Origin of the sequence: Pelatocladus sp. BLCC-F211 (assembly GCF_041928655.1) — a bacterium.
GTDB lineage: Bacteria > Cyanobacteriota > Cyanobacteriia > Cyanobacteriales > Nostocaceae > Pelatocladus.
The window spans coordinates 92,256-107,644 of sequence record NZ_JBHFLM010000078.1; the positions used below are offsets into that span (position 1 = coordinate 92,256).

The 15,389-nt window shown below is 40.7% G+C and carries 12 protein-coding genes; all 12 read left to right on the forward strand.

Annotated elements, in window-relative coordinates; all coding sequences use genetic code 11:
- Positions 1-171 precede the first annotated feature (171 nt).
- Positions 172-411 carry a hypothetical protein gene (locus tag ACE1AT_RS09590; RefSeq protein WP_374867642.1) on the forward strand — a complete coding sequence of 80 codons (240 nt, stop codon included), beginning with the start codon at positions 172-174 and terminating at the stop codon, positions 409-411.
- Positions 411-920, forward strand: a complete 510-nt coding sequence (locus ACE1AT_RS09595; RefSeq protein ID WP_374867644.1) for a phage tail protein — start codon at positions 411-413, stop codon at positions 918-920. The genes ACE1AT_RS09590 and ACE1AT_RS09595 overlap by 1 nt, the downstream gene beginning before the upstream one ends.
- Before the next feature lie 141 nt (positions 921-1,061).
- Positions 1,062-3,815, forward strand: coding sequence for a hypothetical protein (locus ACE1AT_RS09600; RefSeq protein WP_374867646.1), 2,754 nt, complete (start codon positions 1,062-1,064; stop codon positions 3,813-3,815).
- Between the two features lie 28 nt (positions 3,816-3,843).
- On the forward strand, positions 3,844-4,401 hold the full coding sequence (locus ACE1AT_RS09605) for a hypothetical protein (protein ID WP_374867648.1): 558 nt from the start codon (positions 3,844-3,846) through the stop codon (positions 4,399-4,401).
- A 181-nt stretch (positions 4,402-4,582) separates the two neighbouring features.
- A complete protein-coding gene (locus ACE1AT_RS09610) occupies positions 4,583-6,337 on the forward strand; it encodes a VgrG-related protein (protein WP_374867650.1) in 1,755 nt (584 codons plus the stop codon).
- Between the two features lie 10 nt (positions 6,338-6,347).
- Positions 6,348-6,833, forward strand: a complete 486-nt coding sequence (locus tag ACE1AT_RS09615; RefSeq protein WP_374867652.1) for a PAAR domain-containing protein — start codon at positions 6,348-6,350, stop codon at positions 6,831-6,833.
- An 87-nt stretch (positions 6,834-6,920) separates the two neighbouring features.
- The gene (locus ACE1AT_RS09620) at positions 6,921-7,337 is read left to right on the forward strand and encodes a GPW/gp25 family protein (protein ID WP_374867654.1); all 417 of its coding nucleotides are present in this window, start codon (positions 6,921-6,923) and stop codon (positions 7,335-7,337) included.
- Between the two features lie 2 nt (positions 7,338-7,339).
- Positions 7,340-9,541, forward strand: coding sequence for a putative baseplate assembly protein (locus tag ACE1AT_RS09625; protein ID WP_374867656.1), 2,202 nt, complete (start codon positions 7,340-7,342; stop codon positions 9,539-9,541).
- A gap of 11 nt (positions 9,542-9,552) precedes the next feature.
- Positions 9,553-10,581: a phage tail protein gene (locus tag ACE1AT_RS09630; protein ID WP_374867658.1), complete on the forward strand. Its 1,029-nt coding sequence runs from the start codon at positions 9,553-9,555 to the stop codon at positions 10,579-10,581.
- 259 nt (positions 10,582-10,840) lie between these two features.
- Positions 10,841-12,043: a DUF4159 domain-containing protein gene (locus ACE1AT_RS09635; protein WP_374867660.1), complete on the forward strand. Its 1,203-nt coding sequence runs from the start codon at positions 10,841-10,843 to the stop codon at positions 12,041-12,043.
- Positions 12,037-12,240 (forward strand): hypothetical protein, encoded by a 204-nt coding sequence (locus ACE1AT_RS09640; RefSeq protein ID WP_374867662.1) that lies wholly within the window; start codon positions 12,037-12,039, stop codon positions 12,238-12,240. Before ACE1AT_RS09635 ends, ACE1AT_RS09640 begins: the two co-directional genes overlap by 7 nt.
- A 259-nt stretch (positions 12,241-12,499) precedes the next feature.
- Entirely contained in the window at positions 12,500-15,301 is a 2,802-nt protein-coding gene (locus tag ACE1AT_RS09645; protein WP_374867664.1) for a DUF4157 domain-containing protein, read from the forward strand.
- The last annotated feature ends 88 nt before the right edge of the window (positions 15,302-15,389 follow it).

Below are 15,389 nucleotides of genomic sequence, written 5' to 3' on the forward strand. Positions count from 1 at the left end.
TTTACCAAATTTTGGCTGTGCGATCGCTTGCGGGTTGGTTTGAAGCAATAAATGATCCAAACCCAGACAATTATCATCCGGGTGACAGTGACCTCGAAGACAAGTTCGACCTTTGGCTAATTTAGATTCTCAGACAATGGCTTTAGCCTTAAAGTGAGGAGGATATTAGTCATGAATACAGAACTTAGAAAAACTTTTCTCGCACCCATCGGTGATGTAGGTGATACCGCAGGATATGCCGGTATTACAGCTACATCACAAGGTAACAAAGCCGCAACAGTAGCAGGTAAGTATCTCAACAATTCCTTATTATTGACCAACCTTACCGAGCGTGTGTATCAACTTTTGCAGGAAGACCTGCGTTTACAACGGGAGAGGGTAAATAACTACAGTCACCCAAGGTGGTTGTGATGGCTAACAACGAATCCCATGAATTAAATTTTGTTACCACCAATCGTTTTTATGTCGAAATCAAAGGGGAAATTGCTGCATCTTTCACTGAATGTACGGGATTGAGCGTGCAAATTAAAAAAAATATCCTCTATGAAGGTGGTGTTAATGACCAGCAACGTATTTATTTAGGTCAAACAGAATTTGCAGATGTCACTCTTAAACGTGGTATTACTGACCATCCAGGTTTTTGGATCTGGATGAATGAAGTCTTTGATGAAAAAAAAGCAGTATCCAGAAGAAACGTTAACATTTTAATTTTCAATCAAGCTGGTAAAACCATGATGAGTTGGACTCTAATTGGTGCTATTCCCATTGCTTGGAAAACACCAGGATTGCAAGCTGATGGTAATGCAGTTGCTATTGAAGAATTAACCCTAGCCTATGAAGGATTAAAAATAGGAAAACAAGAAGGAGGAGGAAACACTACCAACAGAATTCCGAAGACGGGTTTCTTCGAGTCTAACTAATAAAATATTGATCTAATTATGAGACTTTTTCAACCTCTATTGGGAATAAAATCACCTTTATTAGGGGCAGTTGATTCTCTAATTATGCCCTCCAGACTCTTTTTAGGTAGAGAGTCTAAATTTCCATCTTGGAAAATTAGTTTGATTAAACCTTTCGCATTACAATCTCCATTAATTCAAACATCTAAATTTTTGTCTGCTCGCAAACAGCAATCTGAAATTGCTTGGGATAACTGGAATCCTGTGGATTGGGATGCACAATCCTCAGCAATTGAGGTTGATAATTTTGATGTAATTGCTCAAAATCAAAGTGAATATAATAATGTAGATATTGAAAGTCTAGATATTTTTACCAAAATCAGAGCAACAGAACCAGAAAATAAAACTAAGATTAATGATGCTTTGATAGATAGAGAAAATATTTCCAAAATACCAATATCTAAAAAAACAGATAAATCAAAATCCAAGCTAAAATCTAATTCTCAATCAAAAAATAAAAAATCCAAAGCTGCAAGCAAGATCAAGAAATCGAAAAAAATATTACCGGAAATCACCACTCAGATTCATCCAAATGAAAGCGGATTGGTAGTAGCAGAGAAAATATTACCTACTGTACCTCAATTTACTGAAAATCTCACTTTCACAGAAGAAATTACTCCTACACAAACAGAGATTAACTTAGACAGCACCACAATTGACTCTGTAGAAAATAAAAATATTCAAAAATTACCCACTTCTCCCAGTTTTGAAGAACAACCTACATTGTTCAGAAAGATAAAAACAGATGAACAGTCATTTTCTATCCTACAAACCCCATCTTCCCTGAATTCTGATAACTTGCAGATAAATAGCTTAAACAAAGAAAAACATTCGCAAAGCGACTCATTAGAAGCATCGCCAGAGAAAGAAATCAAAAAATTTACGGAAGAATTAAATCAACAGCAACCTAAAACAACCGATATTTCTATTAATTCTACTAACTTTACTCCACCACCAGAGGATATTGATTTATCTTTATTATTTTCCATCATAAATAATCAAGATCATTCATCCTCGATACCCACGTCACATACAGTGGATAAAGAAGGGGATGAAATTACAGATTCTCAAGTAGAATTTATACCGAAGTTTCCAAAAGATAATAGACTAAGAGGGGATGCGATCGCCACTCACTCTAGAGAAAACCAGCTTTCCCAATCACCCAGCTTTAGAGACACACCTACTTTATTCCGCGAGGTCGAAAACAAAGGAGAATTGGAAGTTACCGATTTATCTTCTCCTGTAACCAACAGCACTATATCCCCAACCCCAGAAACATCTTCAGAATCTACTACACCTATTACTCCTACTTTGTCTCCCCAGTTAACGCAGGGGGAAGGGAATGAAATTACAGATTCTCAAGCAAAATTTATACCAAAACTTTTAAAGGATAATAGACTAAGAGGGGATGCGATCGCCACTCACTCTAGAGAAAATCAGCCTTCCCAATCACCCAATTTTGCAGACACACCTACTTTATTCCGTGAGGTTGTAGGGGAAAGTGAAAATCTTACCCAAAACTTAATTTCTTCCCAAAGTGAAATCAATTCAGACAGCATAACCAATGAAACTGGGGAGACTCATTTGAATCAAGAAGCATCCCCATCACCTCTAATCTCAGATTCAGCAGAAATTACACCGATTTCCCATATATTTACCTCAGATAATGAGGTCAAAACACCTAATATATTTAGTAATGTTGTTAGTGAGGAAAAACAATTAACACCAACATTTCTATCTGAAGATGCAACATTTGAGATCCCCCCATCCCCCCTTAATAAAGAACGGGGATCATCAAGTGTAACTTCATTGAACAACGGTATAATATCTGAGTTTACCTTAGCTGAAACTCATACGGAAGCTTTTACAGAAATTCAAAGTCAAGATATTGCAAACAGTTCAAATAAACAAGAACAGTTTTTACTATTTGCAATTGATGAGCAAACTGATATTGAAATTTTGCCCACAATTAAGGGTTATGCAACTGGTGGACAGGTAAAAAACTCTCAGCATGTAGATCATCAGCAAATCCCGTCATCTGATACTGTACCAGCAATGCTTACTCCTGGAGAGTTTGTCATCAATGTGAGGGACACACAGGAAAATCTCGATTTACTAGAACACATCAATAGTGGTGGTGAACCAGAAGAATTTATCTATCCTGATTCACAATTAATTCAACTCCCGGAAAAAAGACAGCAAGAATCTATCGAATCAATTGCGACGAAAGTCGAATCTTTACCAGACATTTCAGTTCAACAAAAAAGTTCTGATTCACTTATTTCTCCTTCCTGGGGACAAAAAATCGACAAGCATCAAATTTCAGTTTTGAATACTTCACCACTAAATTCTTTTGAAAATCACAGAAGTGAGGGGAGTGAAGTCATAACTAATTACTCTTCACCTCCTCTGATTTTCCGCTCCACAAAACCCCCCATTTATACACCCTCTCAAAGAGTAACTCACACACCTTATCAATGGAACAGTATTGAAGATTTACTAAATGGAGGTAGTGATGAATTGAATATATTTAACTTTGAACATATAGAATTTCACAGACCCGATTTAGATAATGATAATATTTCTAAATCATCATCCTCAATACCAAATATTTTGCCAAAACATTTACCTCGATTACAAAGTTTTGATAATGGAGGAAAAGTTACTCATTCTGAACTAGCTACAGAAGCAGAACCAATTACTGAAATTATAGAAAAACCTTCATTTGAACAAGAAGAAGATGATGATTCCGCAGAATTAGAAACATTGGCTCGTGAAATTTATAACCGACTACGACAACGTTTAGAAATTGAAAGAGAACGTCAAGGTATCTATTATGGTCGTTTACCTTGGTAATTTTCAGTAACTATTTTATGAAAAAAATATGACAACTCCAACAATTATCACCCCCCAAAAGAAAACACCACAACTGGTTAAAGCCAAACTCATAGCTTATAACAGTGAAGCAGACAACATTGAATTAATGTTTAACCCTACAGAAATTAGTTTCTCTCGAACTGTTAAATGGGAAAGCAAGCAAGGTAATAGAGGTACTACTTTATTACCCAAAATAAATTTTTCTGGTGTGGAACCTTACAAATTTACGCTGAAACAATTGTTATTTGATACTTATGAAACCAAAGAATCTGTAATGAAGTATATAAACATTATCAAACAAGGTGTAACCACTATCGAGAGAGAACATGATAAGCGTCCACCCGTTTATATATTTACATGGGGTGAAAAAGAAAAATATTTTCACTGTGTTATGAACAGTTTAACTTACACACTAACGATGTTTCTGACTGATGGTACACCTGTAAGAGCAATGGTAGAGATTTCTTTGCAAGAGGTTGATGAAAAAAACCTTCCTAAAGGTAAAGAACCTGCTCCTAAAGGTAAAAATCGCCTTAAAGATAGCAGAATTCCCTCACCAGAATGAATTTAAATAAAATCAAATAAATTTATGATCAGTAATTCGGTGAGAATCAACCAAACTATCTTAAATAACGTCAGAAGTTCGTAGTAAGGACTTTAGTCCTTTCTTGAGGACTAAAGTCCTTACTACAAACATTTGATTATTTCCGCTATCTTACTTATTTAGAATAAAGAAATTACTTTTTATGCCTAAACAAAATCTTTATTTATGCCAGCCAAAACTACAGTTTGATAACGGACAAGGCTGGAAAGATGCTCCTATTGAATTAATCAAGGATTTGTTACAAGTCACTGTGGAAGAAAGTCTACATTTACCAGCAATATTTACACTTGTTGTACACAATAGCTATATTCCTGCCACTAAAGAGCGTGATGAACATAAGCCTTGGCGTCATCAAAAGTATTTTCAAATTGGTGGAAAAATTAAATTGGGTTTTATTTCTAGTACTACCCAAGACGAACATTTTAAAAAAGAATTCGATGAGTCTCTAATTGAAGGTGAAATTACAGCCATTGAAGTTAATTTCAACGAAAAGTCTGAGGCTCCTATTGTAGTTCGTGGTTATGATATTTCCCATCGTCTTCATAGAGGTCGTTACAATCGTTCATTTTTAAATGAAACGGATAGCGATATTGTCAAAAAAATTGCTCAAGAAGTTGGAATTAAGGCGAATAAAAATGTAGAGAAAAGTGGCGAACCTCATGAATATGTATTTCAAGAAAACCAAACTAATATGGAGTTTTTGCGAGAACGAGCAGCGCGCATAGGATTTGAATTATTTATTCAGGGTCAAGAATTATATTTTCGGAAACCACAAAGTCAAAATTCTTTAAAGTTAAAATGGTTAGTTGATATCAGTAGTTTTAGTACCCGGATCACAAGTGCTGAACAGGTAAGTGCAGTCGAAGTACGTAGTTGGGATTATACTCAAAAAAGGTTAATTTCCTCTACAGCCCGCTCAGAAAATTTAGTAACTGAAACGGGTAACGAACCAGGGAGTAGCACTAGCACTGAATTTGATCTCAAGAGAAAACCACCCAAAATGACGGTTGTGGATCAACCCGTATTTACAGCCAAACAAGCCGAAAAAATGGCTCAGGCTTTGTGTGATGAGTTGGGAGGAGAGTTTATTTATGCAGACGCAAAAGCTGAAGGAAACCCGAAAATTCGACCAGGAAGGGTAGTTGAACTCAAGGGAATGGGCGATCGCTTTAGTGGTAAGTACTATATTACAGAAACACGCCACTTTTATAACCAGCGAATTTATACCACAGAATTCAGTGTGCGGGGGTTGCGTGGAGGTAACTTATTCACCACCCTATCTCCTCCTGTCAAGCTACAACCAGGACAAACTTTCTTGGTAGGAATTGTCACTGATAACAAAGACCCCAAAGGATGGGGCAGAGTCAAGGTAAAATTTCCTACACTGACCGAAGAACACGCCAGTCATTGGGCAAGGGTTGTGGCTTTAGGAGCAGCAAATATGCGAGGATTTGACTGTTTACCGGAAGTAGAAGATGAGGTATTAGTAGGGTTTGAACATGGAGATATCCACCGTCCTTATGTAATTGGTGGGGTCTGGAATGGCAAAGATGCACCCCCAGAAAAGGTAGATGATACCATCCAAGGTGGTAAAGTACGATTGCGTACCTTTAAGACTCGTACCGGACATACCTTGCAGTTTGTGGAAGAAGATAAAGGTGGTAGTAAAACTGGTGTACGTCTAGAAACCACAGGTGGACATAAAATTTACTTAAATGACAGCGATGCTTGCATTGAAATTGAAACCAAAGGTGGTCATAAAATTAAGATGGACGACAGAGGAAAGTCAATATCTGTAAATTCCACAGGTAATTTATCATTAAAAGCACAAGGAAATATTGAGATTAAAGCCAACGGTACAATTACCGTTAACGGCGCAATGATTTTCCTGAATTAAGGAGTGTTTTATGCCTGGTAGACCTGCTGCACGTGTAGGAGATATGACAGCTCATGGTAGCCCCTTATCAGTGGGACCCGGTAGCTCTAATGTTATGATCGGAAAAAAACCAGCATGGCGGGGTATTTCAGCAGCGCAAGCTGCAAAATTAGCTGAAACCTTCGCAAAAGGAGTCAAAAATATCACCAAAGCCCAAGAAGAAGCAACTGCGGTGGCTGGTACGCCTGCGGCGGCGGCGGCGGCGGCAAAAGTTGTCGATACAATCAAAGATGCAGCTGCGGATATGGCTAGCCTCATAAATAGTTTTACTGCTGATATCCATACTTGTCCTGTAGTGAAAGTTGCAGTTCCAGATGGTGCAGGTGTGGTGATTGATGGTAGTCAGACCGTTTTGATTAATGGTCTGCCAGCTTGTAGGATGGGAGACACTATTCAAGAAACCACGAGTGTCAACAAGATTGCTGCGGGTGAGTTTACAGTTGTGATTGGTGGATAACTGGTTAAAACTCGACTTTTAGCCAATATACTTATAGCGATAGTCCCGATATCTTGGATGTGTGTACTGATTGCGAGGACTGTTTCAATGCCAGAGGGAGTTGATAGTCAGCAACGGGACTACTTAGGGAAGGGTTGGGCTTTTCCCATTGGTTCGAGTTTGCAAGGGGGAATACAACTCAGTTCCCAAACACAAAAAGTTAAAGAATCTATTTGGATTATCCTGCGTACCGGAATCGGAGAACGGGTATATCGACCGAATTTTGGATCGCGTCTTTCGGAACTGACCTTTGAACCCCTCAATAGCGAAACCCTCATCCAAATCCGTCTTTATGTTTTAGAGGCTTTGGAAGTTTGGGAACCACGCATTTCTAATATTGAAGTCCAAACCGACCCCGATCCGGTGCGGGGTAAGGTGGACATTATGATCAATTATCGTCTCAAAGACCGACCCGATATTCATAGTTTTGTTTATCCTTTTTACCTACTTTCAGCAGCGGAGTAACAGTGGAATTCGATTTTTTACCAAAATTGCCATCTTCCAACTTGGACGATCGCACCTTCGATGACTTGGTGGAAGAATGTATTCTGCGTATTCCCCGCTATTGTCAGGAGTGGACAGACCATAATCTCAGCGATCCGGGAATTACGCTGATCGAATTATTTGCTTGGTTGACTGACCAAATGTTACTCAGATTTAACCAAGTACCGCGTAAAAATTATGTGGCTTTTCTGGAATTATTAGGCATTCGTTTACAACCACCAGCACCAGCAACCACAGAATTAACTTTTTATTTAAGCACGAATTTACCAGAGGTTTATACTATCCCGACGGGAGTAGAAGTTGCTACTCTCAGGACAGAGAATACCGAAGCAATTACCTTTACTACCGATGCACCTATAGTTATAGGTAAGCCTTATTTACGGCACTTCTTAAATGCCCAAACCTTAGAAGATACTCCTCAGAGTTTACGAGAAAGAGTCACCCATTTATGGAATCGTCAATCTGATGGCTTCTGGGTAGGTAGTGAACAACCAATATTTGAAGAACAACCACAGCCGGGTAATTGTTTTTACTTGGTGCTTGACTCAGAAGATTCCCTAGATAGCAATGTGTTAGCGGTGACATTCCAAGGAGGAGCAGCGACCCCCACAGGTATCAACCCCAACCAACCCCCTCGACAGTGGCAAGCTTGGGATGGACAAAGCTGGAAACCAGTCTTGTTAAAGGAAGCAGATGATACAACCAGAGGTTTTAGTTTTTATGAAATCGCCCAACAAGGTCGCAATCCCGCCCAAGGCGCAGAGGTAATTCTACATTTACCAGAGGATTTTCCTGTAACTACTTTTACTACTTATCGTGGTAGATGGTTGCGCTGTGTATTTACCAACCCAGAAAGAAATCAATCAGGTTACAACCGACCACCGCGCATTACAGGTTTAGGGGTGCGGTCAATTGGTGGTACAGTCAGAGCCAGTCACAGCACCTTGATTCGGGATGAACGCTTGGGTATCAGTAATGGTAAACCCGGTCAAACCTTTCAATTGCAAACTGCCCCGATTCTAGAACGTCGCCAGGATGAGTATATTCTGGTCACTCCCCCGGTCGGATTACCGCAGAGATGGCAAGAGGTGAGAGACTTTGCTGATTCCACTGCCAATGACAGGCACTATACCATTGATTCCCTCACAGGGACAGTACAGTTTGGGCCTCTGATTCGTGAACCTAATCAACTCAAACGGCAAACAAACGTCCGTGCCAAAATCCAGCACCCTAGTTCCGAAGATACAGTAGTGCAAATTAGTGATATTGAGGGTAAAAACCTGGAATATCAATATGGAGCAGTTCCCCCCTCCGGCTCAGAAATTCGCATGGTGGCTTATCGTACAGGCGGGGGGAGACAGGGTAATGTGCAAAGAGGGGCATTGCAATTTTTGAAGGTAGCCGTTCCCTATGTCGCCAGTGTAATTAACCACAAAGTCGCCAGTAATGGTGCGGATGCCGAATCCTTAGAGCAAGCTGTTTTAAGAGTGCCACAAATTTTCCGGACGCGCGATCGCGCAGTCACCGCAGAAGATTTTGAAGTCCTAGCACAACAAGCTGGTGCAGGCGCAGTTGCCAGGGTCAGGTGTTTACCAGCCAGTTCTGCAACTCAAGCGGGTACAGTATCTTTACTAGTGGTTCCCCAAGCCAATACCGATGCCATTACCCAAGGTATAGGTATTACACCAGAGCAACTTGTCCTGAGTTCTGGACTCCGACAACAGATTCTACACTACTTAGATGAAAGACGGTTATTGGGAGTACAAGTCCAACTGCAAGAACCAGAATATGTAGGTGTTGCCGTACAGACAGAAATAGCTCTAGAACCAGCCTATGAAAATCCCCTGGCACAACAAGAAATTTTGAGTAATTTAAAAGTTACTCTGTATAAATATTTAAACCCCCTGACCGGAGGCTTAGACGGCAGAGGTTGGGACTTTGGCAGACCAGTTTATACCTCAGATATTGTGGCATTACTGCAACAAACTCCTGGAGTACGCTATCTGGGTGCGGTTTTGTTATTCCCCATTCGCAAACAAGGAGATAATTGGATACGTCAATCATCACCAGAACCGTTAATTGATCCGGGTATCCACGGTTTGGTGTGTTCTTGGGCTGATAATCGTCTGCGCTCCAGCCATGTCATTAATATCATCAATCGCTGAGGAATCATCCTATGGTTCAAAGTCGCTCCACCCCATCCGTAAGCGTTCAATTGACCCCGATGCGTATCCCGGAGGCTGTACCAAAGGCAGGATTAGCATTTGCGACTGGTGAAACCATAGATATCACCGCTTCCGACTTACTATTGCATCCCGGCGAACCTAGCGAGATGATGGTGCAAATCCAAAACTTAGAACCACACCCCTTGCAATTAAACTTGCAAATTGAAGGGGAATTTCCAACCGAATGGTGTCAGATTGGTGGTATGGAAGGGAACGAAATTGCTCCCGGAGAAAGCATGGATGCAGTGCTTTATTTTCATGTCCCCGCGACATTTTTTGAAGACCAGCAAGCTATTATTCCTGACTCCAAAGAGCGATTAAAACTCGATTTACGTTGTTTGATTTCCATACATATTAATATCGGCAGTGAAAGACAATATATTCAACAAGAGGAGTTTAGTTTATATATCCGTCCTTACAGTAACTACATGAATTTTTTGCCAGTTTTGTATCGGGAAGTAGACTTTATTGGTCGCTTAATGAAAATATTGGAACTGGCTTATCAACCAGTGATTGATAGTTTTAATGTCATGTGGGCAAACCTCGATCCTTTAACAGCACCACGGGCATTATTACCATTTTTAGCTCATTGGGTTGCTTGGCAAAGTGACACGATTTGGGATCTCAGACAACAACGGCGTTTAATTCGTCGGGCTGTAGAACTTTATCGTTGGCGCGGTACTCGTAAGGGTTTGCGTCTCTACTTACATTTATATACAGGTTTACCTTTAGATGAGCATTTAGCAAATGAAGCTGATAAACATATCAGTATTACAGAACCCTTTGGTCAACCTTTTGTCATTGGAGAAGCAGAATTGGGAACAGCAGTTTTAGGAGGGGGACAAGCTTTTCACTTTGTAGTGCGGTTACGTTCTCCAAATTCTCATAGCATTCATGAAAGATTAATTAGACGCATTATAGAACAAGAAAAACCCGCTTTTAGCACCTACGAATTATTTATAGAAAATTTGCAGGAATAATTATTATATATTAGGACTTACGCAAAATCATGAAAAAACGAACCACAAAGGACACAAAGGACACGTAGACACGCAGTGGCTTCCTGAAAGGTAGAAATAAGAGTTTGGGAGAGTTATTGCGTAAGTCCTATATATATCACTGGCAGAATATTTTGCTCCTAGTCAACGATTTATCGCTGATTGGAGTCACTAAAGTGCCTACTACAAACTTAAATTTTCATTATTAATCCAAAATCTAAAATCTAAAATCCAAAATTTTATGTCTCATCCCTTCCCACCACCACCGATTCAACCCTTTGAACGACTACAAGCATCAGACGGTTTATTAATTAATGCTGAACGCTGGCGTAGAGCGCATGAATATCATCGTCAGCGACAAAATGCTCACTATCAATGTATTAATCAACCAGGAATAGTCTGTGGTTTAGGTGTGAGAGTTATTGCTGCACCCCGACAGATAGAAGCGAAATATCGAGATGAACGTTGGGTACAAATTCAGCCCGGAATTGCCATTAATATAGCTGGTAATTTGATTATTGTCCCCCATCCGATTGACTTTCGGATTGCCACAGAAGTAACTGGGAATGAACCAGTGATGGTATATTTAATAGCTAGTTATGTAGATCCGGATGAACTGAGACACGGTTCCCAACGGGAAGTTGTGCAAGAAACTTTCCGCATTGATGAAAAAAGTACCACACCACCCAATTCTGATGTAGAAATTTGTCGAGTACTGCTGCAACCAGGACCAGTGAAAATTTCGCCAACAGCAGATGTTTTCTTCCCTGGTTATAACAATATTGATTTGCGTTATCGGCGTCAAGCACAAGCACGTCCCCAAGCAATTGTCCGCATGGCACAGGTAAATCATAACGATCCTGAGTGCGCCCGGAATTTTTTTCAAATTTCTTACTTATTACAAGCAGTAGAACCCCTGTACCCATATTTACGAGGTGCAGATGAATTGGGTCAAGTGACTTTTAATGATCATCAGATTCAGGAGTATGACCTACTGTATTTTACGGGTAAACAAGCCTTATCTCTCAATAGTCGTGAATTGGAATTACTGAAAAGTTACTTAAATCAAGGTGGTGTATTACTGGTAGATGCACAGCCAGATGCTAACGCTCTGATTGAAAGTACTCAAGCTTTAGCACAACAGTTAGAATCACCCTTGCGACCCTTAGAAGAGTGTAGACGAGACCATCCTTTACGTACACAACCTTTTTTATTTGCGGCTTTACCCATAATTCATCAACTGCCAATTCGACTGTTAACAGGGGGAGGAATTATTTTAGTAATTGGTGATTTAGCATCCGCTTGGGGACTCGACCAAGAATTGAGTTTACCGAGAATGATTATTCGCACTGCTCAGGAATTAGGAGTTAATATTTTAAACTTTGCTTGGAAACGGCGACAGTTGATTGGTTTGCAACAGGAAGATGTTTCCGGTCAGTGGTAAATTTGCATAAATTTTTTGAGTTTGCTTTTACTAATGTCACTAAAATTAATCGCTTGATTTGTAAAGCGCGATCGCTCAGACAGGTTGCTAAAAATTGGTATGAGGTGCGATCGCTTTATTTGTGGGGATTTCCAATGGCGATCGCTCCTTGCACAATGATGAACACAAGAAAACCCAGCAAGCGATGGCTAATTTAGTATATTATCTAACCCGTAATTCTGTAATTACGAATTAGTAATTATTCAGTCAGTAGACATCTCCAGAAATTAAATATGCGTTATCCAGAAACCTTGTAGAGACGTAGCAGTGCTACGTCTCTACATTCATTTTCACGCCTATGTCTAGTGGTAAAGTAGCGTAAATTTTTCACCTTGAGTCTCATCGTTATTAATAAAATAAAAGTAAGAATTCATACCCCAAAAACTAATTAACTGCTGTTGAATTTGGAGGCTGGCTATGCGGGAAAAATTGCACATTCACTCCAAAGCTCCCCAGAAAGATACTAACTTTAACTTAGTGCCAGATACTCTCCAGCGTCGTCCCTTTGTAGTGCAGACACAACCACAACAGTCTCCCCCAGCAACCAAGTCCCAGTTGTGGGAAAATTACCAGAGAGCAAAGCAGTTGGGGCATAAAGGGGAAAATATTCCCGTCCATAATCCGGATAAAATACCAGCCATTCAAGCTAAACTGACAATTAACCAACCAGGAGATGAGTACGAGCAGGAAGCCGATCAGGTAGCCGCAGCAGTAGTAAATCGCATTAATAGCCCTGGATTGGTAAATTTGAGTCAACCCCAGTCTGTGCAGCGTCAGGATGTAGCACCCGAGGAGAAGGAAAAAATTGGCACTGAAGCGGAAGCGGGGATGGAGTTGGAGGAAACACCGCAAGCAGAGTCAGAAAAGTTACAGCCTAAGTTAGAGACAGATAACATTTGGCGGAAAATGCTACCCACTGTTTCAGAGGAGAAAAAAGCCGAGTTGTGGGCAAATTACGAAAGGGCAAAGCGGTTTGGGCATAAAGGGGAAAATATTCCTGTCCGCAATCCAGAGAAAACACCACCAATTCAACCTAAACTGACAATTAACCAACCAGGGGATAAGTACAAGCAGGAAGCAAATAAGGTAGCTGCAACAGTAGTAAATCGCATTAATGCTCCGGATGTTGAGAAGCCACCTGAAGCTAAGTCTGTGCAACGTCAAGAGTTAGCAGAAGAGAAAACGGAAGAAACTAGCACTGAATCAGAAGCTACGACTGTTCCAGAAGAAGAGGAAGAAACATTACAGACAAAATCTTTAGAAGGTGGCATTCAACGTCAGGAAACCGGGGAAGAAGAGGAAAAATTAGCAGGGGAAGCCGAAGCTGGTGTTACTCAGGAGATACCGGAAGAAAAAGAAGAAGAACTCCAGACGAAGTTAGAAACTGGTGCAACTCAATTACAAATGCAGTCTGATGGTAAAATGACTGCTACGGCAGATTTAGAAAATTCCATCCAACAGGCGCGGGGTAGTGGACAGACAATTGCCGATGAGGTGCGCCAACCGATGGAAAAGGCATTTGGGAATAATTTTAGCGGTGTCAGGGTTCACACTGATGCAACATCGCATAAGTTGAATAAATCTATACAGGCTCGTGCTTTTACTACTGGGCAGGATATCTTTTTTAAGCGGGGGGAATATAATCCAGAGAGTCAACAAGGACAGGAGTTATTGGCGCATGAATTGACTCATGTAGTGCAGCAGAATGGTAATATTCAGCGTAAAAAATTACAGAGTGAAGACAAGAACAAGAAAACCCCTTATCAACGACCAAATCCTAAACGACTTAACTTTTGCTTCATAATGGGCAGTGGTGGTTATTCCCAGATGGGCAAATGGTTTGCCGACACATACTACAAAAGTACTCATAAAATTGTCCAAGCAAGTAGCTTGGGTAATATTTTGCAAGAAATAAATAGCCAAATGTTGTCGTCCAGTAAAAAAATTGGTCAGATAGTAATCGTTTCACATGCTAATGAAAAAGGGCAACTTTTTTTTCCCATAAATGACAACGATCCTAATACATGGATTACGCCAAATAAAATAGAAGCTGTACTTTCTAAAAACTGGCTAGAAAGCACCGATATATTGACACGTATGGCATCTACAAACGTTGCTCGATCATCGGACATACAAACACAAATTATTGTTAAAGGATGTAATCTTGGACAGAATCAAAAGGCTGTGGAGGCGCTTCGTCAACTTTTTGGAGGACAAGCCACTGTAACTGCACCTAAAACAAAAATCGAATTCACAAATTTGAGCTATGGCTCAAAAATTAAGGGTCGTAGGACAAAGAGTGAGGTTGTTAGTTGGATGATAAAGAATGGTTACTTGCCTCCAGAAGCAGAAAATTGGCCAGAAGAACAAAAAAACGATTTTGTCAACCAGCTATTTAAAAAAAATGCTGGAGGAACTGGGATTGCTGGCATACCTGCCGAGTTTCTTCTTGTCCAAAAGGGTAAGAAGAGGGAAAGAATTCCCCCGTCCGATCCACGCTACAAGAAAAATATTGCGATATCGCAGCCAGTACAACCCAAACTAAACATTAGTACTCCTAGGAATAAATACGAACGGGAAGCAGATACAGTAGCAGCACAAGTAGTAAAACGGATTAATATCTCATCAGTTTCCGGTAATCAAACGGTACAGGGGGATGCTCGAGAAGTCCGCATCCGGGGGGCTAGTCGTGTGTACGATATCCCACCGGGCACGTCGGGCTGTTACCTGCACCTTCTTCTCCTCATAGATGCAGGTCGGAACGTCAAACCCTTGACCACCCTTGGCGAGGTCGAGCGGTACCGCAATCTGAAAGAAATCGCAAGGGGTGCCACTGTCTCCGACCTTGTCGCATTGCTCAAGGAGAAGGGGATAGCCAAAAGGTCACGTTGGTTCCACTACCCGAAGGTTGGTCGCAGCTACACAATGTTGGAGAAGCTGAGTCTTCAGGGGAATCCCGAGGGCTTTGTGATGAGTCTGGTGAGGATTGGTCAACCGGCGTACTTCGCGGTGGACTTCCGCAACATCCACTCTGGATTCATACTGGTGACATCGGACAGTAAAATCCTGTGGCTAGACCAGATCTATAAGGGCGGAGAAGATGTCACCGGGTCACTCAATGAATTCCTGTCCCGACACCTGGACGAATACGTGGAGAGAACGCGAAAGAAGCACGCCTGGTATGGGGCTACCAAGATCACCGAACTGCGCTTTCATTAAGATACTACTAGAGCGAATTAGTTGAAAGCAGTAGTAAAGTAGCGTATATTTTTCAACTTGCATCTCATCGCCGTTATTAGAATAAAAG